The sequence below is a fragment of the Burkholderia sp. E168m15 genome, from assembly GCF_016586105.1.
Classification (GTDB): domain Bacteria; phylum Pseudomonadota; class Gammaproteobacteria; order Burkholderiales; family Burkholderiaceae; genus Burkholderia; species Burkholderia orbicola.
The window spans coordinates 35,940-58,986 of record NZ_BCPO01000172.1 but is presented as its reverse complement, the minus strand read 5'-3'; the positions used below and the strand labels follow the sequence as shown (position 1 = coordinate 58,986).

General features: G+C 66.7%; 20 protein-coding genes and 2 pseudogenes. 10 read left to right on the top strand and 12 right to left on the bottom strand.

Annotation, left to right across the window (positions count from 1 at the left end; translation table 11 throughout):
* Nucleotides 1-174: 174 nt before the first annotated feature.
* Together JMF86_RS26690 and JMF86_RS26685 are read right to left on the bottom strand one after the other, a co-directional pair.
* Nucleotides 175-609: a hypothetical protein gene (locus tag JMF86_RS26690; RefSeq protein WP_011548614.1), complete on the bottom strand. Its 435-nt coding sequence runs from the start codon at nucleotides 607-609 to the stop codon at nucleotides 175-177.
* Nucleotides 610-935: 326 nt separating this feature from the next.
* A complete protein-coding gene (locus tag JMF86_RS26685) occupies nucleotides 936-2,294 on the bottom strand; it encodes an NAD(P)/FAD-dependent oxidoreductase (RefSeq protein ID WP_011548613.1) in 1,359 nt (452 codons plus the stop codon).
* A 100-nt stretch (nucleotides 2,295-2,394) separates the two neighbouring features.
* Between JMF86_RS26685 and JMF86_RS26680 the strand changes: the two genes are divergently transcribed.
* Entirely contained in the window at nucleotides 2,395-3,348 is a 954-nt protein-coding gene (locus tag JMF86_RS26680; protein ID WP_006480013.1) for a LysR family transcriptional regulator, read from the top strand.
* 20 nt (nucleotides 3,349-3,368) lie between these two features.
* Here JMF86_RS26680 and JMF86_RS26675 read toward each other — a convergent pair whose 3' ends face one another.
* Nucleotides 3,369-3,563, bottom strand: a complete 195-nt coding sequence (locus JMF86_RS26675; RefSeq protein ID WP_041489438.1) for a hypothetical protein — start codon at nucleotides 3,561-3,563, stop codon at nucleotides 3,369-3,371.
* A 192-nt stretch (nucleotides 3,564-3,755) separates the two neighbouring features.
* Between JMF86_RS26675 and JMF86_RS26670 the strand changes: the two genes are divergently transcribed.
* Both JMF86_RS26670 and JMF86_RS26665 read left to right on the top strand, forming a co-directional pair.
* Nucleotides 3,756-4,673 (top strand): AraC family transcriptional regulator, encoded by a 918-nt coding sequence (locus tag JMF86_RS26670; RefSeq protein WP_011548611.1) that lies wholly within the window; start codon nucleotides 3,756-3,758, stop codon nucleotides 4,671-4,673.
* Nucleotides 4,674-4,902: 229 nt separating this feature from the next.
* A complete protein-coding gene (locus JMF86_RS26665; RefSeq protein WP_011548610.1) occupies nucleotides 4,903-5,796 on the top strand; it encodes an NAD(P)H-binding protein in 894 nt (297 codons plus the stop codon).
* 99 nt (nucleotides 5,797-5,895) lie between these two features.
* On the opposite strand, the pseudogene JMF86_RS35155 reads toward JMF86_RS26665, so the two are convergent.
* A pseudogene (locus JMF86_RS35155) lies at nucleotides 5,896-6,042 on the bottom strand (type VI secretion system protein TssA); the annotation flags it as partial.
* Between JMF86_RS35155 and JMF86_RS26660 the strand changes: the two are divergent.
* Nucleotides 6,003-6,362, top strand: coding sequence for an OmpA family protein (locus JMF86_RS26660; protein ID WP_011548609.1), 360 nt, complete (start codon nucleotides 6,003-6,005; stop codon nucleotides 6,360-6,362). The pseudogene JMF86_RS35155 and the gene JMF86_RS26660 sit on opposite strands and share 40 nt — an antisense overlap.
* A gap of 72 nt (nucleotides 6,363-6,434) precedes the next feature.
* Here the strand turns inward: JMF86_RS26660 and JMF86_RS26655 are convergent, their stop codons facing one another.
* Both JMF86_RS26655 and JMF86_RS26650 read right to left on the bottom strand, forming a co-directional pair.
* Nucleotides 6,435-7,643, bottom strand: coding sequence for a benzoate/H(+) symporter BenE family transporter (locus tag JMF86_RS26655; RefSeq protein WP_011548608.1), 1,209 nt, complete (start codon nucleotides 7,641-7,643; stop codon nucleotides 6,435-6,437).
* Between the two features lie 175 nt (nucleotides 7,644-7,818).
* Nucleotides 7,819-8,844: a fatty acid desaturase gene (locus tag JMF86_RS26650; protein WP_011548607.1), complete on the bottom strand. Its 1,026-nt coding sequence runs from the start codon at nucleotides 8,842-8,844 to the stop codon at nucleotides 7,819-7,821.
* Between the two features lie 243 nt (nucleotides 8,845-9,087).
* Between JMF86_RS26650 and JMF86_RS26645 the strand changes: the two genes are divergently transcribed.
* Entirely contained in the window at nucleotides 9,088-9,915 is an 828-nt protein-coding gene (locus JMF86_RS26645) for a phosphate/phosphite/phosphonate ABC transporter substrate-binding protein (protein WP_011548606.1), read from the top strand.
* Nucleotides 9,916-9,965: 50 nt separating this feature from the next.
* Here JMF86_RS26645 and dbpA read toward each other — a convergent pair whose 3' ends face one another.
* From dbpA to JMF86_RS26620, 5 genes and pseudogenes are all read right to left on the bottom strand, one after another.
* The gene (gene dbpA, locus JMF86_RS26640) at nucleotides 9,966-11,363 is read right to left on the bottom strand and encodes an ATP-dependent RNA helicase DbpA (protein ID WP_011548605.1); all 1,398 of its coding nucleotides are present in this window, start codon (nucleotides 11,361-11,363) and stop codon (nucleotides 9,966-9,968) included.
* Complete coding sequence (locus JMF86_RS26635) at nucleotides 11,360-11,557, bottom strand: hypothetical protein (RefSeq protein ID WP_006483193.1); 198 nt, start codon at nucleotides 11,555-11,557, stop codon at nucleotides 11,360-11,362. The genes dbpA and JMF86_RS26635 overlap by 4 nt, the downstream gene beginning before the upstream one ends.
* A 299-nt stretch (nucleotides 11,558-11,856) precedes the next feature.
* Nucleotides 11,857-13,500 carry a malate dehydrogenase (quinone) gene (gene mqo / locus JMF86_RS26630; protein WP_041489437.1) on the bottom strand — a complete coding sequence of 548 codons (1,644 nt, stop codon included), beginning with the start codon at nucleotides 13,498-13,500 and terminating at the stop codon, nucleotides 11,857-11,859.
* 537 nt (nucleotides 13,501-14,037) lie between these two features.
* Entirely contained in the window at nucleotides 14,038-14,343 is a 306-nt protein-coding gene (locus tag JMF86_RS26625) for a hypothetical protein (RefSeq protein ID WP_041489500.1), read from the bottom strand.
* A gap of 70 nt (nucleotides 14,344-14,413) precedes the next feature.
* Nucleotides 14,414-14,518, bottom strand: a pseudogene (locus JMF86_RS26620) (Lrp/AsnC family transcriptional regulator); the annotation flags it as partial.
* Between the two features lie 25 nt (nucleotides 14,519-14,543).
* On the opposite strand from JMF86_RS26620, the gene JMF86_RS26615 reads away from it, so the two are divergent.
* The gene (locus JMF86_RS26615) at nucleotides 14,544-14,678 is read left to right on the top strand and encodes a hypothetical protein (protein WP_372237116.1); all 135 of its coding nucleotides are present in this window, start codon (nucleotides 14,544-14,546) and stop codon (nucleotides 14,676-14,678) included.
* 34 nt (nucleotides 14,679-14,712) lie between these two features.
* Here JMF86_RS26615 and JMF86_RS26610 read toward each other — a convergent pair whose 3' ends face one another.
* Nucleotides 14,713-15,582, bottom strand: a complete 870-nt coding sequence (locus tag JMF86_RS26610; protein ID WP_041489436.1) for a mechanosensitive ion channel family protein — start codon at nucleotides 15,580-15,582, stop codon at nucleotides 14,713-14,715.
* A 280-nt stretch (nucleotides 15,583-15,862) separates the two neighbouring features.
* Between JMF86_RS26610 and JMF86_RS26605 the strand changes: the two genes are divergently transcribed.
* The 4 genes from JMF86_RS26605 (at nucleotide 15,863) to JMF86_RS26590 (ending at nucleotide 23,045) form a co-directional block, all read left to right on the top strand.
* The gene (locus tag JMF86_RS26605; protein WP_011548600.1) at nucleotides 15,863-17,236 is read left to right on the top strand and encodes a M23 family metallopeptidase; all 1,374 of its coding nucleotides are present in this window, start codon (nucleotides 15,863-15,865) and stop codon (nucleotides 17,234-17,236) included.
* Nucleotides 17,237-17,591: 355 nt separating this feature from the next.
* Entirely contained in the window at nucleotides 17,592-18,659 is a 1,068-nt protein-coding gene (locus JMF86_RS26600) for a catalase family peroxidase (protein ID WP_050809577.1), read from the top strand.
* Nucleotides 18,656-19,222 (top strand): cytochrome b, encoded by a 567-nt coding sequence (locus JMF86_RS26595; RefSeq protein ID WP_011548598.1) that lies wholly within the window; start codon nucleotides 18,656-18,658, stop codon nucleotides 19,220-19,222. The genes JMF86_RS26600 and JMF86_RS26595 overlap by 4 nt, the downstream gene beginning before the upstream one ends.
* Nucleotides 19,223-19,763: 541 nt before the next feature.
* Nucleotides 19,764-23,045: an autotransporter outer membrane beta-barrel domain-containing protein gene (locus JMF86_RS26590; RefSeq protein WP_011548597.1), complete on the top strand. Its 3,282-nt coding sequence runs from the start codon at nucleotides 19,764-19,766 to the stop codon at nucleotides 23,043-23,045.
* The last annotated feature ends 2 nt before the right edge of the window (nucleotides 23,046-23,047 follow it).

Sequence of the window (23,047 nt, the reverse complement as noted above, 5' to 3'; positions counted from 1 at the left end):
GCAACGGACGGGACGATGCGCATGTGCGTCGTCCCGTCTCCGGGGGAATGTGGTCGAGCCCCGAAGTGTTGCAAGCGACTTTGACAGCAGAATGTCAGGATGCGGTCGGACAATCGTCGGATGGCCGCCGAGTCGACGATGACGGCTGGCCGCTGCCAGCCCGTGTGCTGGCGTTCAGTGCAGCCCGGCCGATGCGATCGAGCGCACCGTATCTGTGATGTTCACGCAGCGCGACAGGCCGAAATGCTCGGCTTCGCGGCGTTCCGGTTCGCTGCTCGCGATCCCGACCGCGCGCTCCGGCGGTACGCCGAGCGCTTGCAGCGCGACATCGAACGGATGCTGATTCGATCCGGAGTTCTGTTGATCCGAATCCGTGACGACGACCGAGAAGCGGTCGAGGTTCGCGCGGCCGAACTGGCCTTCGAACATGTCGCTGAGCCGAGCGGCCGGCAGCGTCGTGACGAGACCGAGCCGATAGCCTTCTTCCGATGCCCGGTCCAGCCACTGGATGATCGCGTCGCGTTGATGGCGCGATTCGCGTGAATCCGGTGTGGCTTCGATCTGCGCGAATGCTGCGTCGAGACGGGTGACGATGGCTTCGATGACCACGGTGATTCCTTTTCAGAAACGTGATGATCCGTTCGCCGACGGGAATGCCACACACCTTAGCGTCGATCCGGAAAACGCGACTAATTAATATTTTTCGTCGACTCATACGATTTGGCTAATGAATGGGGTGGCAAGCCAGCGCGGGCGCGGAATGCGGGTCGCGCGGCATGTCCCGCATGAATTGCATCGTATCGATCGCGTTCAACGTGATGCACCAGCGTGGCGCGCAGTGTGAATGCATCGAGTCTATGCATATGGAAAAACGGCATATCGAGCGATGCCCGCCCGATATGCCGCGTCGTGATGCTGCGCGCGAACAACTGCGATCAATGCAGCTTGATCGACGGCTGGTGACGGCTTTGCAGCCAGTGGCTCAGCGACTGGAACAGCGCGCGCTTCATGCCGACCACGCTGAACAGGTGCTTGCGATACAGGAACTTGTACAGCCCGATCGCCGCCAGCCCGTCGACGATCAGCGAGCGCGAGCGCCCGCCGATGTCCGCCTGGTACACGGCGCCCGCATGCCCGAGCGACACGACGGTGCCCGCATCGCGGAACGTGAAGCCGGCCACCGGCTTGCCGGCGACGCGCCGCGCGAATGCGTTGACCAGATACACCGCCTGCTGATGAGCGACCTGCGCGCGCGGCGGCAGAAACCCGCCTGCACCGGCCGACGGGCACGCGGCGCAGTCGCCGAACGCATACACGTGCGGATCGTCGGGGGTCTGCAGCGTGTCGGTCACGATCACCTGGTTCGACCGGTTGAGCGCGATGTCGCCGATGCTCCGCAGCATCGCGGGGCCCGCGACGCCGGCCGCCCAGATCGTGATGTCGCTCGCGAGCCGTTCGCCGGTCGCGGTCGTCACGGCATCCGCGCCGACTTCCGCCACGCGCGTCTCGGTCAGCACGTCGACGTTCAGCGCGCGCAGCTGCGCGTGCATCTTGCCGGACAGCCGTTCGTCGAGCGCCGGCAGGATGCGCGGGCCGCCTTCGATCAGCCGGATGTGCACGTCACGCGCGGACACCAGCGCCTTGAAGCGGTACGTCGTCAGTTGCTGAACTGCATGGCGCAGCGCGGCGGCCAGCTCGACGCCCGTCGCGCCCGCACCGATCACGTTGATGCAGATCGGCGCCGCGCGCCGCGCGGGCTGCTGCTCGGCCAGGTGATTCGCCTTCGTGCACGCAGCCAGGAACTTGCGGCGGAAATCCTCGGCCTGATCGAGGTTTTCGAGCGGCAGTGCATGACGCTCGGCGCCCGGCACGTTGAAGAAGTTCGTCACGCTGCCGACTGCCAGCACCAGATCGTCATAGTCGAGCGTGCGCTGCGGCAGGATTTCCGTGCCGTCCGCATCCTGCACGGCCGCGATCGTCGCCGTGCGCGCCGCGCGGTCGACCTGCTGCAGCGCGCCCTGCACGAAGCGGAAGCCGTGGCGCTTCGCCTGTGCCGCGTATTCGATCGTGTGGGAGGCCGGATCGCGATGGCCCGATGCGGCTTCGTGCAGCAGCGGCTTCCAGAAGTGCGTTGGATAGCGGTCGACGAGCACGACGTCGGCCTGCCCGCGGCGCCCGACCGTATCGCCGAGGCGCGTCGCGAGCTGCAGGCCGCCGGCGCCGCCGCCGACGATCACGATGCGCGGCAGGCGCGGTGCGCGGTCCGTTGCAAGGGTGGGCGTGGTGTTGTCCATGTTGGGCTCCCGCTGAATGACGATTCGGATGACATTGCTCAAGAACCGACGATATAGTTTCGAACCCACTCGAACAATTTAATGTTTATAAGCGACTCATATGTATTCACTTATAGGAAAGACCGCGACGTTCCGGCAGTTGAAGGCGCTGGACATGATTGCGCGGCTCGGCAGCGTGTCGCGCGCGGCCGAGGAGCTGAACCTGACGCAGCCGGCCGTGTCGCTGCAGGTTCGCCTGCTCGAGGAGGCCGTGGGCGCCGCGTTGCTGCAGCGGGTGGGGCGTGGCGTGCAACTGACCGCGGCCGGCGAGATCGTGGCGCGCTACGCGCGCGAGATCCTGCATCTATGGAGCGAGGCCGGCGACGAAGTGGCCGCGTTGACGGGCGATCTCGGCGGCACGCTGCGGATCGGCGCGATCACGACGGCCGAATACCTGATCCCGCCGCTGCTCGTCAAATTCACCGCGACGCGCCCGCACGTGAAGACCTATTTCAAGGTCGGCAACCGCGACGACATCATCCGCATGCTCGCGACGCATGAAATCGATCTCGCGGTGATGGGCAGCGCGCCGAAGGAACTGCGCACGCACGCGGTGGAGTTCGCGAAGCATCCGATGGTGTTCGTCGCGGCGCCCGGCCATCCACTGATGCAGCGCAAACGCGTCGCACTAAAGGATCTCGAATCCGCGCACCTGCTCGTGCGCGAACGCGGCGCGGGCACGCGCTCGACCGTCGAGAGCCTGTTCAAGAACGCGGGCCACCGCTTTCATGTGGGCTCCGAACTGTCGAGCAACGAGGCGATCAAGCAGATGGCCGAAGCCGGGCTCGGCGTCGCGTTCCTGTCGTTGCACGCGTGTGCGCTCGAACTGCGCACGGGGCTGCTCGGGCAACTGCCGTTTCCCGGCAATCCGATCGAGCGCGAATGGTACGTGGTCACGCTCGCCGACCGGCGGATCTCGCAGGTGACGGGGCTGTTCCGCGACTTCCTGATCAAGCAGGGCGCGCCGGTGATCGACGGCGCGACGGTGGCGCCGCACGAGCGGCGGCGCAAGTAGGCGGCGTGTCGACCGGCCGGTCAGACGAGCCCGAAGTCGTCGTTGCTGTCGGGAATCGACGCGAGCAGCCGTTCGAGCCGGTACCAGCCGACGATGCGCAGGCCCCACGCGGCGATGGCGGTGCGTGTGTTGCGGGCGTTGGGGCCGGATGAAGGACGGGCGGCGGACGGCGAGCGTGCGATGAACGCCGCGCGCTGCGGGCAGGAATGGGGCATGACGGGCTCCGTAGGTGTCGGATGAGGCGATCGTAAGCGCTGCGGCACCCGCCGGCGCGCACGCAAGGATCGTCCCGAGCAGAAACGGATGATCTTTTTCTGTTCGATTCAGCGGCGGCCGCGCAGGGCCGGCACGCCGGCCCGAAACGCGTCACAATGCGCGTTCGGCACCTGATCTGGTGGAGACCATCAATGAGCGATCCGATTCTTGCCGCGCCGGCGGACAACGGCGTCCCGGTCAGCCTGCGCTCCAGCCGCGGGCTGGGCTGGCGTGGCTTCGGCGCGTCGCTGCTGGAGATTCGCGCGGGGACGTACCGGATTCCGGCGGCCGAGCATCACCGGATCGGCGTGCATATCGGCGCGCCGGTGCGCGCGGATTGCGTGTGCGACGGCGAGCGCGTGTCGCGCATCCAGGCGCACGGCGACGTCGACGTGATTCCGGCTGGCCTGCCCGGCCAATGGACCGACAGCGCCGATTGCCGGATTCTGCATATCGCGCTCAGCGACACCTTCGTGCGGCGCACCGTCGAACAGCTCGAACTGAAGCCGTCGCACGCGCAGATCCGCCGGCGGCTACAGGTGCGCGACCCGCGGCTGCAGCACATCGCGTGGGCGATGGCCGCCGAACTCGAAGCGGAAGACGCATCGGACCCGCTCTACGCGGAGAGCCTGTGCACGGCGCTCGTCGCGCGGCTGGTCGACGGCCAGCCCGTGTTTCGCGAACGCCGGCGCACGCTGGCGCCGAAGGCGGCGGCGCGCGTGATCGACTATGTCGAGGCGAATCTCGACCGGCGCATGACGCTGGCCGAGCTCGCGGCGCTCGTGTCGATCAGCGTGCCGCATTTCAAGGTGCTGTTCCGCGAAACGCTCGGGATGCCCGTGCACCAGTACGTCGTGCGGCGCCGGGTGGAGCGCGCGAAGACGCTGCTGCTCGAAGGCCGGCTCAGCATCAGCCAGATCGCGCTGGAGGCCGGGTTTGCGCATCAGAGCCACATGGCGAACTGGATGAATCGCGTGCTCGGTGCGACGCCGACGGAGATTGCGCGGTCGGGCGTGCGGGGCGGGTTGCGGCTGGCGTATGACGGTGAGGATGGCGGGAAAGACGCATAACGCAACAGCGGTACACGGACGTTGCGTTTGATCCGAGGGCAATCGTCCAACAGGTCGTTGGACAATTGTCGCGCTCGTCTTCTCCGGTTTTGACGCGCTTGCATCGGAGCGCATGCATGGTTGGCGTACTCAGCACGTCATCCTTTCCTGCTCGATTCATCCCTCCGTGCGCGCCTTCCGGGCCGCGCAACCCGACAATCACAGCACCTTCATCCCTCAGGAGCGAATCGTGTTCGTGATCTTCGGAGCATCCGGCAACGTCGGCTTGTCGACCGTGACGACCTTGCGCAACGCAGGCCATTCCGTGCGCGCGGTGCTGCGCGACGCGCGCCATCGTGAACGTTTCATGCAGCTCGGCTGCGATGTTGCGATCGCGGACCTGACGGATGCGAACGCGATCGCCGCGGCGATCGACGGCGCGCAGGCGGTGCAGATACTGTGCCCGGTGCCGGCTGCCGACCCCGATCCGGCCGCGACGATGACGCGGACGATCGACGCAGCGACTGCCGCGCTCGCCGCGAATCCGCCGCCGGCGCTGCTCGCGTTGTCGGATTACGGCGCGGAGCTTGAAGGCAATACGGGTATCACGCGCCTGTTCCATGACTTCGAGGCACGGCTGAAGACGATCCCGACGCGATTGACGCTGCTGCGCTCGGCCGAGCATCTGCAGAACTGGGCGTGCGTGCTGCCGGTCGCGCTCGGTACCGGCGTGCTGCCGAGCTTCCATCATCCGGTCGGCAAGGCGTTTCCGACGGTCTGGGCGCCCGATGTGGGCATCGTCGCGGCGCCGCTGATGCTCGATGCGCCAGAAGGCGACAGCGGGCCGCGCATCGTCAGTGTCGAAGGGCCGCGGCGGGTGAGCGTGACGGCGATTGCGGAAACGTTGGGCACGGCGGCAGGTCGCGCGATCGTCGCGCACGCGCTACCGCGCGATACGTGGAGCGCGACGCTGCTGCGCGCCGGGCTCAGCGAGCGTCATGCGCAGCTGATCGTCGACCTGTACGACGTGCACAACGCGGGGCGGATCGATGTCGAAGCCGACGTGTCGGAGCGGGTGTACGGGACGACGACGCTGGAGGAAGCGCTTGCTGCGCTGGTGCGCGCGCATGCGGCGCCGGCGTGAGGCGGGACCACCGGCCGTCAGTCGCATACGAGGTTCGCCGGCGAGACGCTGCCTGGTCGCCGTGCGCGTCGACTTCCGAATCTATTCCAGGCCATTCGCCTAATCCCATTGCGAAAGAAGCTCGGCCGGAATCGCGTTGACAACCTCGACATAGCGTTTGCCAACGCACTGTTCAGCCCGCTTCAGCAATATCGGGATAGGGCTGCTTGGTTCGTTCGCTTCAAACCACTGACGCGCCGTACGCATCGGGTGACGTGACGGTCGAGCCGTGGTGGGCTTCCATGATGGCGACGATTGGTCGGACCATTGCCGCATCGGTACCCGGTGCGTACGTGCAGGTCGTTGGTTACACCGACAACGTACCGGCTGGAGCGATATCCCGGGGCAACAATCAGGCGCTTTCAGAGGCTCGGGCTCGAGAGGTCGCGCGGATTTTCGCGGCCGCGGGAGTGCCGATGCAAAACATCTCGGCAACCGGACAGGGGGATGCCGATCCACTTGCCGACAACGGCACGGCGCCGGGCAGGTCACGAAATCGCCGGGTCGAAGTGACCGTATCGAATTGAGCGACGCGTCGGGACGCCGCCCGATTCGGCGATACAACGGACCTGTCTGTTGCAGCAGGCATGGTGGGATGCTCAATCCGCCTGACGCCCCCGCCCCCTGTTCAACACCGCATACGCCGCCGACCCGATCACGATCCCCCAGAACGCCGACCCGAGTCCGAGCCACGTCATCCCCGACGCGGTCGCAAGAAACGTGATCATCGACGCTTCGCGATGGTTCTCGTCCTCGAAGATTCCGTGCACGTTCGCGCTGATCGCGCCGATCAGCGCGAGCCCCGCCAGGATCGCGACGAACGCCTTCGGCAGCGCGAAGAACACCGTGACGATCGTCCCCGCGAATAGCCCGCCGATCAGATAGAACGCACCGTTCGCGAGCCCGGCGACGTAGCGCCGGTCCGGATTCTCGTGCGCGTCCTTGCCGGTGCAGAGCGCCGCGGTGATCGCCGCGACGACGATCGTGATCCCGCCGAAGCAGGCGACGACGAGCGACATCACGCTGGTCGCGGTGATGATCGGGCGCGCCGGTGTGTGATAGCCGGACACGCGCAGGATCGTCATCCCCGGCAGGAACTGGCCGGTGAGGCTGACGACGACGAGCGGCAGCGCCAGGCTGAGCGTCGTGCCGAGCGTCCATTCCGGGGCGATGAAAATCGGCCGCGCGATACTCGGCGACACGTTGCCGAGATGCGTCATCCCGAGCAGCGTCGCGAGCGCAGCACCCGTCAGCAGCACCAGCACGATGCTGTAGCGCGGCAGCAGCTGTTTGAAGATCACGTACGCCGCGATCATCCCGAAGCCGAGCACCGGCTGCGCGGTCGCGGCGGAGAACGCGTGCATGCCGAACGGCAGCAGGATGCCGGCCATCATCCCGCAGGCGATGCCGCGCGGAATGTGGCGCACGAGCCGGTCGAAATAGCCGGACACGCCGATCGCCAGGATGATCAGCGCGGCCGTGAGGTACGCGCCGACGGCCTGGTTGAGCGTCAGTTGCGGAAACAGGCCGACGAGCAGCGCGGTGCCGGGCGCCGACCACGCGGTGACGACGGGCACCTTCAGCTTCCAGCTGGCGAACAGGCCCGATACCCCGGCGCCGATCGAGATCGCCCAGACCCACGACGACACCATGTCGTTGGACGCATGCGCGGCCTGCGAAGCCTGGAAGAAGATCGCGAGCGGGCCCGCATACGAAATCAGGACCGCGAGAAAGCCTGCGGTGATCGCGGAAACGGACCAGTCGTTGCCGATCGTTCGGATCGCGCCGGGTGGGGTGTTCGGTTGCATCGTCGTCGGGGAATGCGGCGCGCGGCCGTGCGGCGGAGCCGGGGCGAATGATGGTCGGAAATCCCGGCGGAGCGGCCATTCTGGGCATTGCCGACGCAATTGGCAATTCGCGGACGACGATCGGTGTTGTCGGCTTTTCGTAAGGACCGGTGCCGACACGCGGAAACTTCTGACGTCAGGTGCTGATCTGCAACACCCTGTCGACCACTGCCACCTTGATCCCGCTGCCCGTCGACAGCGATGCCGTGCCCTCGTCGAACGGATGCACGGGCGGATCGGTCGGCGTCCACGCGTGGCGCGCGAGCAGTTCGCGATATCCGCCACGGATCACGAAGCCGCCGCATTTCTTCGCATACGCGTCGCGTCGCATCCGGTATGCGCGCGGCAGGTCGTACCACGGCAGCTTCGGCAGGTCGTGATGGACGAGGTGATAGTTGTTGTTCAGGTACAGCAGCCGCATCGCGAAGCCGGCTTCGTTGATCGTGATGCGCGCCTTCGGATGCGGCGCCGCGCGATGCTCGTATAGCGAGCGGATCATTGCGAGCGACAGCGCGGGCCACGTGACGGCCAGCAGGTAGTACCACCACGGCACGCCGATCGCCCATTGCAGCCACGCGAGCAGCGCGGCCACGCACGCGGCATGCGTCGCCCACATCGGCAGATAGCGGAAGTCGCCGCGCCGGAACGCGGCGAACGCATCGCGGAACGTCGCGGCGATGGCGAGCGGCGGCCCGACGACGATGCGTCCGAAGAAAGTCTTGCGCGCGACCGTCAGCGCCCGACACCAGCGCGGCAGCCGCGCCCAGCGTTCGCGCGTCACGTAGTTCGTTTCGGGATCGATGCCCGGCACGGTCAGGTCTTCGTCGCGATGATGCTCGAGGTGCGTGTCGCGATACAGCGTGTACGGATACCAGACCGTCAGCGGCGGATAGCCGAGCAGCTTGTTCACGAAGGCGGAACGCGTCGGATGGCCGTGCAGCAGTTCATGCTGCAGCGACAGGTGCCACGCGCCGAGCAGGATCAACGGCGGCGTCGCGGCGGCGAGCGACAGGTGCCCTTCGCGCACGAGCAGCAACACGGCGAGCCAGCCGCCGTAGATGACGACGACCAGCAGCCAGGTCGGCCACTCGGTGCGGGCGGTGAAGCGGGCGTCGAGCGCGGCGATCGCGCGCGCGTGGTCGACGTCGAAGTATTCGGCCATGGCGTTGAGGCGGATGGATCGGGCAGTGCGGGGAACGAGCGATGGAACCGGGGCGCTCGGCCCGGGTGCGCTGGTGTCTCGCGGATCACGGTCGGCTTGCCCGGCATCGCGCACGGTGGCGGCGCCGGCAGGCCTTCGAACGGTACCGAGGCGGCGCGGCTACGCCAACCAATTGATTCGCATTTGCTTATCGTCTTGCGGCCGATAAGCATCCGGGGCGCCGCCGATGCGTAGAATGCCCGCATGAAACCCTGGATCGCAGTCCTGCCGATGTACAACGTGACGCCGCGCCACGCCGCCCTGTGGCGCGCGCTGCTGCGTGATGCGCTCGATGCGTTCGCGAACGCGGGCGGGCCGGCTGACGTCGTGCTGCCCGACGCGCCGTTCGACGATCTGCTCGCACTGTGGCGGCGCGACGACCTGCTGCTGTCGCAGACCTGCGGCTACCCGTACCGGATGCTCGGCTTGCACGACGTCGTGCGATTGATTGCGACCCCGATTTTCGATGCGGAGGGCTGCGACGAGGCGCGCTACAGCAGCGTGCTGGTCGTATCGGCGCGTGTGTATGCGGGCGGCGCGACGACGCTCGCCGCCTGCCGCGGGTTGCGGGCCGCCCTCAACGGCGAGGATTCGCACAGCGGGATGAACGCATTCCGGCACGCGGTCGCGCCGCATGCGCACGACGGACGGTTCTTCGGCTCGGTCACGCCGTTCGGTTCGCACCTGAATGTGCTGCGTGCGCTGGCCTCGGGAGAGGCCGATTGCGCGGCGATCGACTGCGTGACGTTCGCGTATGTGCGCGACGCGCTGCCCGATCTGCTGAAGGACATCCGGATCATCGGCACGACGGCATCCGCGCCGGGCTTGCCGTTCGTCGCATCGCGGGCGGCGCTGGCGGATACGCAGGTGGACGCGTTGCAGGAGGCGCTCGAGCGCGCGGCTGCGGCCGATGTGGAACGGGCGCGCGTGCTGAGGCTGAAGGGATTCGACCGGCTGTCGCCGGCCGACTACGACACGATTGCGCGGTTCGAGCAGGCCGCCGCGACGCACGGCTATCCCGAACTCAGGTGACGCACGGGACGGCGCCCGGCGGTGCTGCGACCGCCCGCGCCGCGGCCCGCTTACTCCTCGTCCATCAACCGGACCTTGACCCGCTTGCCCTTGATCTTCCCCGCATTGAGCTTGCGCAGCGCGTCGCGCGCGACGCCGCGCTCGATCGCGACATAGGTCGAGAACTCGGTCACGTTGATCTTGCCGATTTGCTTGCCGTCGAATCCGGCGTCGCCGGTCAGCGCGCCGAGCACGTCGCCCGGGCGGATCTTGTCCTTGCGCCCGCCGAGGATCTGCAGCGTTTCCATCGGCGGCAGCAGCACGCTGTCGTCCGCCGGCTTCAGTTCAGCGAGCGGATGCCATTCGACCTCGCGCTTCTGCGCCTGTTCGATCGCGCCGACACGGCCCATCTCGTCCATGCTCGCGAGGCTCAGCGCCCAGCCGTCCTGATCCGCGCGGCCGGTGCGGCCGATGCGGTGTACGTGCACTTCGGGGTCGGGCGTCACGTCGACGTTGATCACCGCTTCGAGCTGTGCGATGTCGAGCCCGCGCGCGGCGACGTCGGTCGCCACCAGCACCGAGCAGCTGCGGTTCGCGAACTGGATCAGCACCTGATCGCGCTCGCGCTGGTCGAGCTCGCCGTGCAGCGCGAGCGCGTGGAAGCCTTGCGCGTGCAGCACGTCGAGCAGATCGCGGCATTGCTGCTTGGTGTTGCAGAACGCGATCGTGCTCACCGGCCGGTAGTGGTTCAGCAACTGGCCGACCGCATGCAGCCGCTCGTCCTCGGTCACTTCATAGAAGCGCTGGCGAATCTTGCTGTCGTCGTGGCGTTCCGCGAGCTTGATCTCCTTCGGATTGCGCAGGAACTGCTGGCTCAGCTTCGCGATGCCGTCCGGATAGGTCGCGGAGAACAGCAGCGTCTGACGCGTCGTCGGGCACATCCGGGCGACCTTCGCGATGTCGTCGAAGAAGCCCATGTCGAGCATCCGGTCGGCTTCGTCGAGCACCAGCGTGTTCAGCGCGTCGAGCTTCAGATTGCCGCGGTCGAGGTGATCCATGATGCGGCCCGGCGTGCCGACGACGATGTGCGCGCCGTGCTCGAGGCTCTGCGCCTGCGGACGCATCGGCGTGCCGCCGCACAGCGTCAGCACCTTCACGTTCTCCTCGGCGCGCGCGAGGCGGCGCACTTCCTGCGCGACCTGGTCGGCGAGCTCGCGGGTCGGGCACAGGATCATCGCCTGCACGTCGAAGCTGCGCGCATCGAGGCGAGCGAGCAGCGCGAGCGAGAACGCGGCGGTCTTGCCGCTGCCCGTCTTCGCCTGCGCGATCAGGTCCTGACCGGCCAGCGCGATCGGCAGGCTCGCGGCCTGGATCGGCGTCATGTCGACATAGCCGAGCTGCGCGAGGTTCGCGAGCGTGGCGGGCGTCAGCGGCAGCGCGCTGAACGGCGTGGCGGTCGGTTGGGTCAAGACAGGTCTCCGAGGTAGGGGCGGCCTTCCATCTGCTCGTAGACGACGTTGCCTTCGTCGTCCTCGAAGCGTTCGAGATAGTTGCGGGCGCCGCACAGCGGGCAGCGGAACAGCAGCCCCTGGCCTTCGTCCTTGATGACGACGTCGGACTGTTCCCACTGCGTGCCGCAGCTCTGGTTTCGGCAGGTAAACACGGTCTTTCTCCAGCTGAATTCGGTTGATGGCGCGCCCGGGCGGGCGCGGCCACGGCGGGCGGCGCTCGCGCGGCTCGGGCGCGGGCCGCACCGGCGGTGGCTCGGGTTGTGTCGATGCGGGTGATGGATCGGGCGGCGACGGGGTCGCGCGTGCCGCAATTCTAGCGGAAGCCGGTGCTCGCGCCCGGCGCGCACCAGGAAAAACGGCCGCCCCGGAGGGCGGCCGTGTCGGGCGGCATAACGGTGCCGCATGGGTGCCGCGCGGCTGTTGCGCGGCTGTTGCGCGGCGTCGGGCGCGTTTACAGCGCCATGTCGGCCGATGCCTTCGCCGGGCGGGCCGGCGCGTTGCCGGTGGCCTGCGACGGCGCGCCGAGGTCGATCTTCGGCGGCGGCGACAGTTGCAGCACGTCGCTCGTGTAGGTCCATTCCTCGACGACCTTCGCCGGGCTGTCGTTCAGCTTGGTGCCGTAGCTCGGCACGATCTGGCGGATCTTCTGCTGCCACTCGGGCGTCGCGACCTTGTCCTTGAACACCTTCTGCATCAGGTTCAGCATGATCGGTGCGGCGGTCGATGCGCCCGGCGACGCGCCGAGCAGACCGGCGATGCTGCCGTCCTGCGACGCGACGATCTCGGTGCCGAGCTTCAGCACGCCGCCCTTGACCGGGTCGCGCTTGATGATCTGCACGCGCTGGCCGGCCTGCCACAGGCGCCAGTCTTCCTTCTTCGCGTTCGGGAAGTATTCCTTCAGCGCGTTGAAGCGGTCGTCGTCGGTCAGCATCAGCTGGCCGGCGAGGTACTGCACCAGCGGGAATTCGTCGACGCCCACGCGCATCATCGGCGCGACGTTGTGCAGGTTGGTGCTCTTCGCGAGGTCGAAGTACGAGCCGTTCTTCAGGAACTTGGTCGAGAACGTCGCGAACGGCCCGAACAGGATGATCTTCTTGCCGTCAATGATCCGCGTGTCGAGGTGCGGCACCGACATCGGCGGCGAGCCGACCGACGCCTTGCCGTACGCCTTCGCGAGGTGCTGCTTCACGACTTCGGGGTTGTCGGTCACGAGGAACGAGCCGCCGACCGGGAATGCGCCGTAGTCCTTCGCCTCGGGGATGCCCGACGCCTGCAGCAGGTGCAGCGCACCGCCGCCCGCGCCGATGAACACGAACTTCGCGTCGACCGATTGCGGCGGTTCGTCGGAATGCAGCTTGACCCACGACACGTGCCACGTGCCGTCGGCGTTGCGCGTGATCTCGCGCACTTCGCTCGACAGCGACAGCGTGAAGTTCGGCTGCGTCTTCAGGTAGCCGACGAACTGGCGCGTGATCTCGCCGAAGTTCACGTCGGTGCCGATCGGCGTCCACGTCGCGGCCACCTTCTGGTTGCGGTCGCGGCCTTCCATCATCAGCGGCACCCACTGCTTGATCTGGTCGTAGTCTTCCGAATATTGCATCCCGCGGAACAGCGGGCTGGCCTGCAGCGCTTCGTAGCGCTTCTTCAGGAAGCGCACGTTGTCGTCGCCCCACACGAAGCTCATGTGCGGCGTGGAGTTGATGAATGAGTGCGGATTCTTCAGCACGCCTTGCTTGACCTGCCACGCCCAGAACTGGCGCGAGATCTGGAACGACTCGTTGATCTCGATCGCCTTCGAGATGTCGACCTTGCCGTCCGCCTTCTCCGGCGTGTAGTTCAGCTCGGCGAGCGCCGAGTGGCCGGTGCCGGCGTTATTCCAGCCGTTCGAGCTTTCCAGCGCGACGCCGTCGAGGCGTTCGACCATCGTCATCGACCAGTTGGGCTGGAGTTCGTGCAGCCAGACGCCGAGCGTCGAGCTCATGATGCCGCCGCCCACCAGCAGGACATCGACTTTCTTCGTATCGGCGGCGTGCGCCGACGATGTCGCGACGCACAGCGCGAGCGCCGACAGTATTACCCGTAACGTTTTGATCACAGCAGATCCCTTTTTCAACTTGGATGCATCGGTTTGCCATGCCGCCCGGCGCGCGGTTCCGTGGCGCCGGAACGCGGGTCCGGAGATTCGGACCGCGAATCCGGAATTCCGGATCGGCGCGGCGCGCCGTTGCATTTGCGCACGCGAAGCGATTCGGAAGGACACCTTCGGATCGGCTTCCCGCGGGCAGGCAAGCGCCTGCGTCGCGAGGGTGCGCCACGCGCCCGGGCCCGGGCGGCAAGCCTGAGCGGACGGCGCTTCAGGCTGCGTTGAAAGGGGCCGCGTGCGACGCGTTTTGCGGGGGCGGGGTGGCAAGGGGCGCGTAATATAACCGAACTCGGACAACGTGTCGCAGGCGGCGAATATCCCTGTTTTCGTGGGGTTTTTTGCGTGTCCGGGTTTCCGGAATGACGGTGCGCGACGCGGGAAAATCGATGGGGATCGGCGGGTCGAATGCGTGCGATGGAGGGGCCATGCACCAGACCGGAACATCATCGGATCGCGGCGTTGCACCGCGACCCGTTCACGCGCATCACTTCACTTCGTTCCGCCGTTCCGGCAGAACTGCTCGTAAGCCTGCGCCGAATTCGCGACCCCCCGCGCCTTCGCAAGTTCCCACGGACGCTCGCACTGCTGCGTCCGCTCGCACCACGCGTAGCCGGCCGAGCCGATGCAGCCGTGCGCGTCGCGATCGCCGCCGACCAGCGGCGGGGCCACTGGCGCGGCATTATCGGCCGGTGCCGAAGCAGCAGCCGGCGCGGACGATTGCGCCGCACAGGCGCTCAATGCGAATGCGCAGGCGATCGCGGCGGCAAACGACGCGGTGGGAAAGTAACGTTTCATCGGGTAGCGCTCCATGGGATGACGATCGACGACGGATGCCCGTGTGTGGGCGCCTGAAAGGCATGAACGGTCACGCGTCCGGCACCGGCACGCGTGACGAGAACTTCACTTCGCGCAACGCGAGACTCGACTGAATCGACGATACGCCGACCTGCTTCCTCTGCACGCGCTCGAGGCACCCGGCGAAGGTGCTGGCCGCGATGCCGGTCACAGTCTATCGCGGCGCGATCGGCGAAACGCGCATCACGCCGCGGGGCGACCTGAAGCACGGCGCGATCTCGGTGTTCACCTGCAAGAGCGGCAGGAAGGTGCTGCTCGACATCGTCTGGATGTAACGTCGCAGCGGGGCGCGTCCCGCGCCGCGCAGCCTTACGAAACTCGCACGCGCGTATCGTCCGCGCGGCGTGCCGCGTCGTGCACGATGTGCAGCTCCCGTGTGCGGATCGGCAGCGCGCAATCCGCGTCGGCGAGCGTCTTGCGCACCTGGCGCGCGAGGCGCCAGCGCATCGTCCAGAACTTGTCGGTATGCGTCCACACGCGCATGTTCGCGACGGCCGTGCTGTCGTCGAAGCGCATCACCATCACGTCCGGCGCGGGGTCCTGCAGCACGTCGGGATCGGCCACGGCCAGCGCATGCAGCGCAGCGAGCGCGCGATCGATATCGTCGTGCACGGACACTTCCACTTCGAGATCGAGGCGGCGCGTCGGGTTGCGCGTGTAGTTGCGGATCGAGCTGCCCCACAGCGCGCTGTTCGGCACGTACTCGCAGATGCCATCCGGCTTCGTGAGGCGCGTCATGAAGAGCCCGACCTCTTCGACGGTGCCCGCGACGCCTGAGCCGCCGTCGATGTAGTCGCCGACCTTGAACGGCCGCAGCAGCAGAAGCATGATGCCGGCCGCGATGTTCTGCATCGTGCCCTGCAGCGCGAGCCCGATGGCCAGCCCGGCCGCGCCGAGCACTGCGACGATGCTCGCGGTTTCGATGCCGAGCTGCGACAGCGCGCCGACGATCGCGACGATGCGGATGCCCCATACCGCGACGTCGCAGAGGATCGGCCGCAGCGTGTCGTCGACGCGCTCCTTGTTCGAGAGCAGCCGGTTCAGCCAGTTGCCGACGCGTTTCGACAGCCACCAGCCGGCGACGAGCAGCGCCAGGGCGGCGGACAGCTTGAGGGAGAGGGTGGACAACGCGTTCCACAGGAACGTCCAGCGTTCCGGATGAAGTTGATCGAGAAACATGACGGGATTCCGGTGTTGAAGACACAGTGCGCGGCGCGTGTCGCGCGCCGGCAGCCCTCGACTGTACACGGCGCGGCGGGTTTCGCGCGAATGCATGGCGTCCCGGCGGCATTGTTTTAGTACGAGTATTAAGCGGCATTCTTAACAAATAAGACGAGTCCTATTTAGCCGTTTCGACCACGCCGATACACTCGCTGTCGAGTAGCCGGATCGCGACGATCGTTCCTCAGCGATGTCCGGTTCTTTCCCGATTTTTCATTGAATAGCGAGTGACGACGTCATGCGGTCAGACCTGCGTTTCCGTGTCGCACGCGAGCAAGGTCGACCCGCGTCACGCGGCGTTCACCGTTTTCCGATGGGTCGTGCGTTCCTGCGCGGCATCGTCGCGGCGGCGTGCGTGGCCGGCGCACAGGGCGCGGCAGCGCAGGCGTTTCACGACGCCGCGCCGGCCGCGCCCGCGACGGCGGAAACCACCGATCTTGGCGACGTGCCTTTCTTCAATTCCGCGCGCACGACGTGGGGCGGCCTGCGTGCATCGTCCGCCGCGCCGCTCGACGTCGCTTATGCATCGCATGCGTGGAACGTGTCGGCAGGCACCGGGCGCGACGATCCGGTGGTGCGCTTCGGCGCCTGCGTTGCATATCGCGTGCTGTGCGATACCGCGCGCGGTGCGGTCGAACGCGGCTATGCGGCGCGGTTCGATTACGGGCTGGCGTCGGCGCTGCCCGCGACGGGTGCGCAGCCGGCGTTCGCGCACGGTCCGGTCGATCTGGCCTCCGCCGAGCCGTTCACGCTCGCGCAGCCGGATCGCGGCACGCGCGCCGGCGCGATCGTCGGCAGCCTGCACGCGTCGCTGGCGCGCGCCGATCTGCCGGCCGGCGTCGCCGCGCAGATCGCCCACATGCTGGCCGGGCGCATCGATCCGACGCAGCGCGGCGCGCAGGGCGACACCTTCCGCGTGGCATTCGAGCCGGACCATGGCGCAACGCGGCCGGGCCGCGTACGCGTGACGGCGCTCGATGTCCGCTTTCGCGGGCAGCGCGTCGCGGCCGTGTGGTTCGCCGCGCAGGCCGGCTCGCCGGGCGCCTATTACGAGTTTGACGGCATGCCGCTCGCCGGCGCACGCTTCGCGATGCCGGTCGCCGCGACGCGCATCAGCTCGCTGTTCGGCGCGCGCGTGCATCCGGTGAGCGGTGCGCGTCACGTGCATTCGGGCGTCGATCTCGCGGCGCCGGCGGGCCGCGCCGTTCATGCGTCGGAGCGCGGCGTCGTGACGTTCATCGGCACCGAGCCGCGCGGCTATGGCAAGTACGTGGTGATTCGTCATGACGGCGGTTACGCGTCGTACTACGCGCACCTGTCGGCGTTCGAGCCGACGTTGCGAACCGGCGCGCGCGTGACGCGCGGTCAACGCGTCGGCGCGGTCGGCAGCACGGGAACGGCGACCGGCCCGCATCTGCACTTCGAGGTGCGCCGGCATGCGCGCCTCGTCGATCCGATCGAGCTCGTGCACGCAGCCAGAGCGGCGAAACTGAAGGGTGCGCAACGCGTGGCGTTCAACCGCGTGGCGCGTGATGCGCGCATTCAGCTAGCATCGGCCACTTGGGCGCAACCCGTGGCGATGTCGACGCGCTCCGCATCCCATGCGGGCTGACCGCTAGCAGTTGCCCGCTCCTCGATGCTGGCCGCAATGGCCGGCATCGTTGCATGGGCCAACCGACACCCGCCGTCTCGGCATGCGCGCAACGACGCTGCGCGCGCGGCCGGACTGGTCCTACACCCCGTTGACGATTTCAGCCTGGTCTGATGGTTCCGCTTTTGCCCCGTCGCTAAGATTTTCGGATGCAACGCGCGTGGCGATTCCCACAGCGGGTCATCGCGACCGCGTTCGTACCTCAATCCACTCGATCGTGCGCACCCGGCGGCGCTCGTGAGCGCGGCCGCGCGCTTCATGCATAGACGACCGCGCTGGGCAAAACATGGCGCGGCACGCACGACGACACAACGGGATGAAAACCATCTATGTCAAAACTGGATTTCAGGTCGACACGCACGTGGGGGGCGCTGGCGGCGCACTGACGTCGACCCTTGCGTGGACGGCCGGCTGGATTGGTTCGCGCACGACCAGCGTATCGCTGGTATCGGAAACCCCGCAGCCGTTTCCGCCCGGCTTTCGCCGCGCGCACGGCAAGGGCGTCTGCTTCGTCGGCACGTTCCGTCCCGACCGCGCGGCGGTGCCGTTGTCGACCGCGCGTGTCTTCACGCAGGCGGACATCCCGGTCGTCGGACGACTCTCGATCGGCACCGGCAGCCCGTACGCGGCCGACAACTCCACGACGACGCTGAGCATGGCTCTGCTGCTGACGACCGATGACAAGCAGCAATGGCGCATGGCGATGAACAACCAGCCGTACTTCGCGACACACGAACCGGAGGGCTTTCTGGCCATGCAGCAGGCGACCGCGCCTGACCCGGCCACGGGCCAGCCAGACCCGGCGCGGGTGTCCGCGTTCCTGAAAGCGTACCCGGAGGCGGAGAAGTTCATGAAATGGGCGGCGCAGGAACCGGCTCCGGGCAGTTTCGCGGGCGCGACGTTCTACAGCGTCAATGCCTTCTATCTCGTGGCCGCCGACGGACACCGGCAGCCGGTGCGCTGGATGATGCGCCCGCATGACCCGTTCATGCCGATGAGCGATGCGCAGCGGCAGAAGGCCGACCACGACTTCCTGTTCGAAGGCGTGCGCGAGCGGCTCGCGCGCAAGCCGCTCCATTGGGACTACGTGTTGCAACTCGCGCAGCCGGGCGATCCGGTCGACGACGCGTCGCAGCCGTGGCCGGCCGATCGCAAGCAACTCGTCGCCGGCACGCTGGAAATGACGCGTGTCGTCGAACAGGCCGAGGGCGCGTGTCGCGACATCAACTTCGATCCGTCGATCGTGCCCGCGGGCGTCGCGGTGTCGAACGATCCGATCCTGAACGCGCGCTCGGGAGCGTACGCGCATTCGTTCAATCGCCGCGAACGCGAAATCGGCTACGGCAAGGCGACCGAGGCAGTCGGCAAGCAGGGGGTCAAATGAATACGCACAAGCTGGCGAGCGGTGGCGCGCCGCACCATTTCAACGCGCTGGCGCGCGGTCTGCACTGGCTGATGGCCGCGATGATCCTGGCCATGCTGTTCATCGGCGCCGGCATGATGACGTCGTTGCATCACCGGATCTGGCTGATCGACCTGCATCGGCCGCTGGGTATCGCGATCCTTGTGCTGGCGCTGCTGCGCGTCGCGAATCGGGTGCGCAGCCGGCCGCCGGCACTGCCGGCTAGTCTGCCGTATTGGCAGGTGCTCGCAGCGAAAGCGTCCCACTGGGCACTGTATGTGCTGATGCTGGCATTGCCGCTGATCGGCTGGGCCTTGTTGTCGGCGGGCGGTTTCCCGATTGTCCTGTTCAAGGGCGTCAACCTGCCTGCGATCGTACCGGCCAGTCCGACGCTCTTTGCATGGTTGCGCGATGCGCATGGCCTGTTGGCGCGACTGCTGTTCGTCGTCGTGCTGGCCCTTCTGTCGGCTGCCCTGGTTCATGCGTGGATTTACCGGGACGGCGTTTTTTCCAGCATGGCACGTGGTGGACGGCAACGCGGTTAAGTAGCCCGTCGTTCGATCGTCGGCGGAGTGCGTCGCATGGCGGCTTCGACGGCGGCCGTCCAGCTATCCGGAACATCTGCTGGCGGGATCGTCGAGCGCATCGACGAACACCTCTGGCCATGTAGTCGTCCAAAAGCGGGTGGCATTGCTTCGTGCAAGGCAACATGGCCGAATTGTCCATGTTGCCTTGCACGGCCCGTGCGATTGCGGTATCGCGTCATATTTTCCGATTCGCCCGAATCTCGTCGTCACAACTTTCAGGAGTCTCGCGATAACCGGAAAATTAAACCGGTTCGCTCCGGTCCGCTTTCATGATGCCGGTGCCGCAGCATTTTCCGCGACGCAACAACGCGACCATTTTCCTTATTTCCCGTTCCGCAATGAATTGCCACGTGATTTCCGATATCACGCCAATGGATCTTGCGATTATTTCAAGACAGGTGATATAACCCGTTTCACGCACCGATTTGCAGCAATAACGTCACCAATAAATGCGAGCGGAAAAATGAAAAGAAAGGCGCGGAACCTGGGTTTGGGTGGAATGGCGATTCTGACCGGCGCGGTGCCGGTCAGTGCGTATGCGGTGTGCTCGGCCACCGCGCCGGGCAGCGGCACGACGGTGACGTGTACCGGCGCGAATGCGCCGTCGGTCGTGGCCACGGCCGGCAGCACCGGTGTGACGATCAACCTCGATTCGACCGTGACGGGCAGCTACGTGCTGACGTCCGCGCCGACGCCGTTCTCGGTCGACACGTCGAGCACGATCACCAACAACGGCAGCCTGTCGATGTCCGGCAACGGCACGGGCGTCGCGAACCGCGGCGCGGTGCTGCTCGGCGTGAACAACGGCAACACGCTCACCAATGCGGCGACCGGCGTGATTTCGACGTCGGGCACCTACAACGACGGGATGGCCGCGAACGGCAACAACAATACGCTGGTCAACAACGGCACGATCACGACCACCGGCAACAACGCGTACGGGATGACGGCCGCGTGGGGGCAAAGCAATCCCGGCGCATCGGGCAACCAGATCGTCAACACGGGCACCGTGACGACGTCCGGCAACAACGCGCGCGCCGCGTCGCTGCTCGGCGGCAATGGCACGATCACCAACAGCGGCACGCTGACGTCGAACGGCCGCGATGCGCCGGCCGTCTACATGCAGGGCAACAACGACACGCTGGTCAACAGCGGCACGATCCAGACCACCGGCACCGCGACGAGCGGCGGCAGCGTCGACGCCGTCGTATCGAACACGCTCGGCAGTTCGTTCACCGCGACGATCACGAACCAGGCCGGCGGCCGGATCGTCAGCAACAACGGCATCGGCGTGCGCTCGACCAACGGCGCGACGACGATCACCAACGCGGGGCTGATCCAGGGCGGCGGCGGCACCGCGATCCAGGGCGGCAACGGCAACGTGACGCTGATCCTGCAGACGGGCTCGCAGATCGTCGGCACGGCCAACGGCGGCGCGGGCACCAACACCGTGACGCTGCAGGGCACCGGCACCGCGTCGAATGCGTTCACGAATTTCCAGCGCCTGACGATGGCCGGCACCGACTGGACGTGGGGCGGCACCGGCACGTTCTCGACCGCGCTCGTGCAGAGCGGCACGCTGAACCTCACGGGCACGCTCGGCACGACGACGGCGTCGGTCGTCGCGACCGTCAACGCGGGCGCGACGCTGCAGGCGAATGCGTCGAACCTGCCGCTGTCCGTCACCGACAACGGGCTGGTGCGCTTCCAGCAGGACAGCGCCGGAACGTACACGGGCACGATCGCCGGTGCGGGCGCGGTGGAGAAAACCGGCGCGGGCACGTTGACGCTCACGCCGTCCGCGGCGGGTGGCAATACGTATTCCGGCGGCACGACGATCACGCAAGGCACGCTGTCGGTCGCGGCGGACAACGCGCTCGGCGCTTCATCGGGAAGACTGACTTTCAACGGCGGCACGCTGCAGTTCGGCAGCGCGTTCAATCTCGCGTCGAGCCGCGCGATCTCGACCACTTCGAACAACAGCGCGATCGATACGCAGGGGTTCAACACGACGATCATGCAGGACATCACGGGTTCGGGCGGACTCACCAAGCTGGGAGACGGCACGCTGACATTGAATGGCGTACACAGCACGTATTCGGGCGGAACGAACGTGGCTGCCGGCACGCTCATTGTCGGTGATCTCGATGCGGCGGCGGGTCTGCGGGGCGGTGGCCCCTTGACCATTGCGCCCGGTGCGACGCTTGGCGGGTATGGCAGTGTGACGGGTAACGTGACGAACAATGGCACGATTTCAGTCGCGAATGCGCTGCCCAGTCTGGCCAGCAGTTTGCCGGGAGACTTCCGGATATTCGGAACCCTGACGAATGCGGGAGTTGTGGAGCTCCGTGGGCGCGTTGTCGGTAACGGATTGGCCGTGTCGGGCAATTATGTCGGGCAGAATGGAGCGGTCAACATGAATACGACGCTTGCCGGCGACGGTGCGCCATCGGACACGCTGCTGATCGGCGGTGTGCCGGCAGTGGCGACGGCAAGCGGCAAGACGACACTGAACGTAACGAACGTCGGTGGTGCCGGTGCGCTGACCAAGTCCGACGGTATTCGGTTGGTTTACGCCGTGAACTTTGCGAATACGGGTAACGCGTTTACGTTGGCGGGCGGTACGGTCAGCGCTGGCGCTTACTCCTATTATCTGGTGAAAGGCGGGGTTACCGCCTTGACGGGGGAGGACTGGTATCTGCGCAGCACGGTTCCTCCGCGGCCGGATCAGCCAACGCAGCAACCGCCATTCAGTGTTGCCGACGGTACGCCGGAATCGATCGTCGAGGCTGTCAAGAACGCGGCGCCCGACGCCAAGCCGGAACCTGTTTACCGTCCCGAAGTCCCGCTGTACTCGGAAGTGCCGGCTGTCGCGCGCCAGCTTGGATTGCTGCAGATCGATACCTTCCATGATCGCCAGGGCGAACAGGGACTGCTGGCCGAAAACGGCTCGGTGCCCGTGTCGTGGTCACGTGTATGGGGCGGCTACAGCAACATCAAGCAGAATGGCGATGTGACGCCGTCCTATGACGGAACGGTATGGGGGATGCAGGTCGGGCAGGATCTCTATGCGGACAACCGACCGAGCGGACACCGTAACCACTACGGCTTCTTCCTCGGATTCTCGCGCGCGATTGGGGACGTGAACGGTTTTGCGCTCGCGCAGCCGGATCTGGGCGTGGGTTCGCTGCAGGTGAATGCGTACAACCTCGGCGGATACTGGACACACATTGGCCCGGGCGGCTGGTATACGGACGCAGTGGTGATGGGAAGCGTGCTGACCGTACGCACGCATTCGAACAACAATGTGAGTGGTTCGACGGACGGCAACGCGGTCACCGGTTCGGTCGAAGCGGGCGTGCCGATCTCGCTCGGCTATGGGCTGACGCTGGAGCCGCAGGCGCAGTTGCTGTGGCAATGGCTGTCGTTGGCCCGATTCAACGACGGCGTGTCGGACGTCACGTGGAACAACGGCAACACGTTCCTCGGCCGGATCGGCGCGCGGCTGCAATACGCGTTCGATGCGAACGGCGTGAGCTGGAAGCCGTACTTGCGCGTGAACGTGCTGCGTTCGTTCGGCAGCGATGACAGGACGACGTTCGGCGGCTCGACGACGATCGGCACGCAAGTCGGGCAGACGGCCGGGCAGATCGGCGCGGGGCTCGTCGCGCAGCTGACGAAGCGCGGCAGCGTGTATGCGACGGTCAGCTACCTGACGAACCTCGGTGGCGAGCATCAGCGCACGATCACTGGTAATGCCGGCGTCCGGTGGGCGTGGTGATT

What these genes read in the sequence shown, in the direction of transcription:
- JMF86_RS26685 (WP_011548613.1), bottom strand. Translation starts at nt 2,294, where the DNA reads ATGGACAACACCACGCCCACCCTTGCAACGGACCGCGCACCGCGCCTG.
- JMF86_RS26680 (WP_006480013.1), top strand. Translation starts at nt 2,395, where the DNA reads ATGTATTCACTTATAGGAAAGACCGCGACGTTCCGGCAGTTGAAGGCG.
- JMF86_RS26675 (WP_041489438.1), bottom strand. Translation starts at nt 3,563, where the DNA reads ATGCCCCATTCCTGCCCGCAGCGCGCGGCGTTCATCGCACGCTCGCCG.
- JMF86_RS26670 (WP_011548611.1), top strand. Translation starts at nt 3,756, where the DNA reads ATGAGCGATCCGATTCTTGCCGCGCCGGCGGACAACGGCGTCCCGGTC.
- JMF86_RS26655 (WP_011548608.1), bottom strand. Translation starts at nt 7,643, where the DNA reads ATGCAACCGAACACCCCACCCGGCGCGATCCGAACGATCGGCAACGAC.
- JMF86_RS26650 (WP_011548607.1), bottom strand. Translation starts at nt 8,844, where the DNA reads ATGGCCGAATACTTCGACGTCGACCACGCGCGCGCGATCGCCGCGCTC.
- JMF86_RS26645 (WP_011548606.1), top strand. Translation starts at nt 9,088, where the DNA reads ATGAAACCCTGGATCGCAGTCCTGCCGATGTACAACGTGACGCCGCGC.
- JMF86_RS26625 (WP_041489500.1), bottom strand. Translation starts at nt 14,343, where the DNA reads ATGAAACGTTACTTTCCCACCGCGTCGTTTGCCGCCGCGATCGCCTGC.
- JMF86_RS26615 (WP_372237116.1), top strand. Translation starts at nt 14,544, where the DNA reads ATGCCGGTCACAGTCTATCGCGGCGCGATCGGCGAAACGCGCATCACG.
- JMF86_RS26610 (WP_041489436.1), bottom strand. Translation starts at nt 15,582, where the DNA reads ATGTTTCTCGATCAACTTCATCCGGAACGCTGGACGTTCCTGTGGAAC.
- JMF86_RS26605 (WP_011548600.1), top strand. Translation starts at nt 15,863, where the DNA reads ATGCGGTCAGACCTGCGTTTCCGTGTCGCACGCGAGCAAGGTCGACCC.
- JMF86_RS26600 (WP_050809577.1), top strand. Translation starts at nt 17,592, where the DNA reads ATGAAAACCATCTATGTCAAAACTGGATTTCAGGTCGACACGCACGTG.
- JMF86_RS26595 (WP_011548598.1), top strand. Translation starts at nt 18,656, where the DNA reads ATGAATACGCACAAGCTGGCGAGCGGTGGCGCGCCGCACCATTTCAAC.
- JMF86_RS26590 (WP_011548597.1), top strand. Translation starts at nt 19,764, where the DNA reads ATGGCGATTCTGACCGGCGCGGTGCCGGTCAGTGCGTATGCGGTGTGC.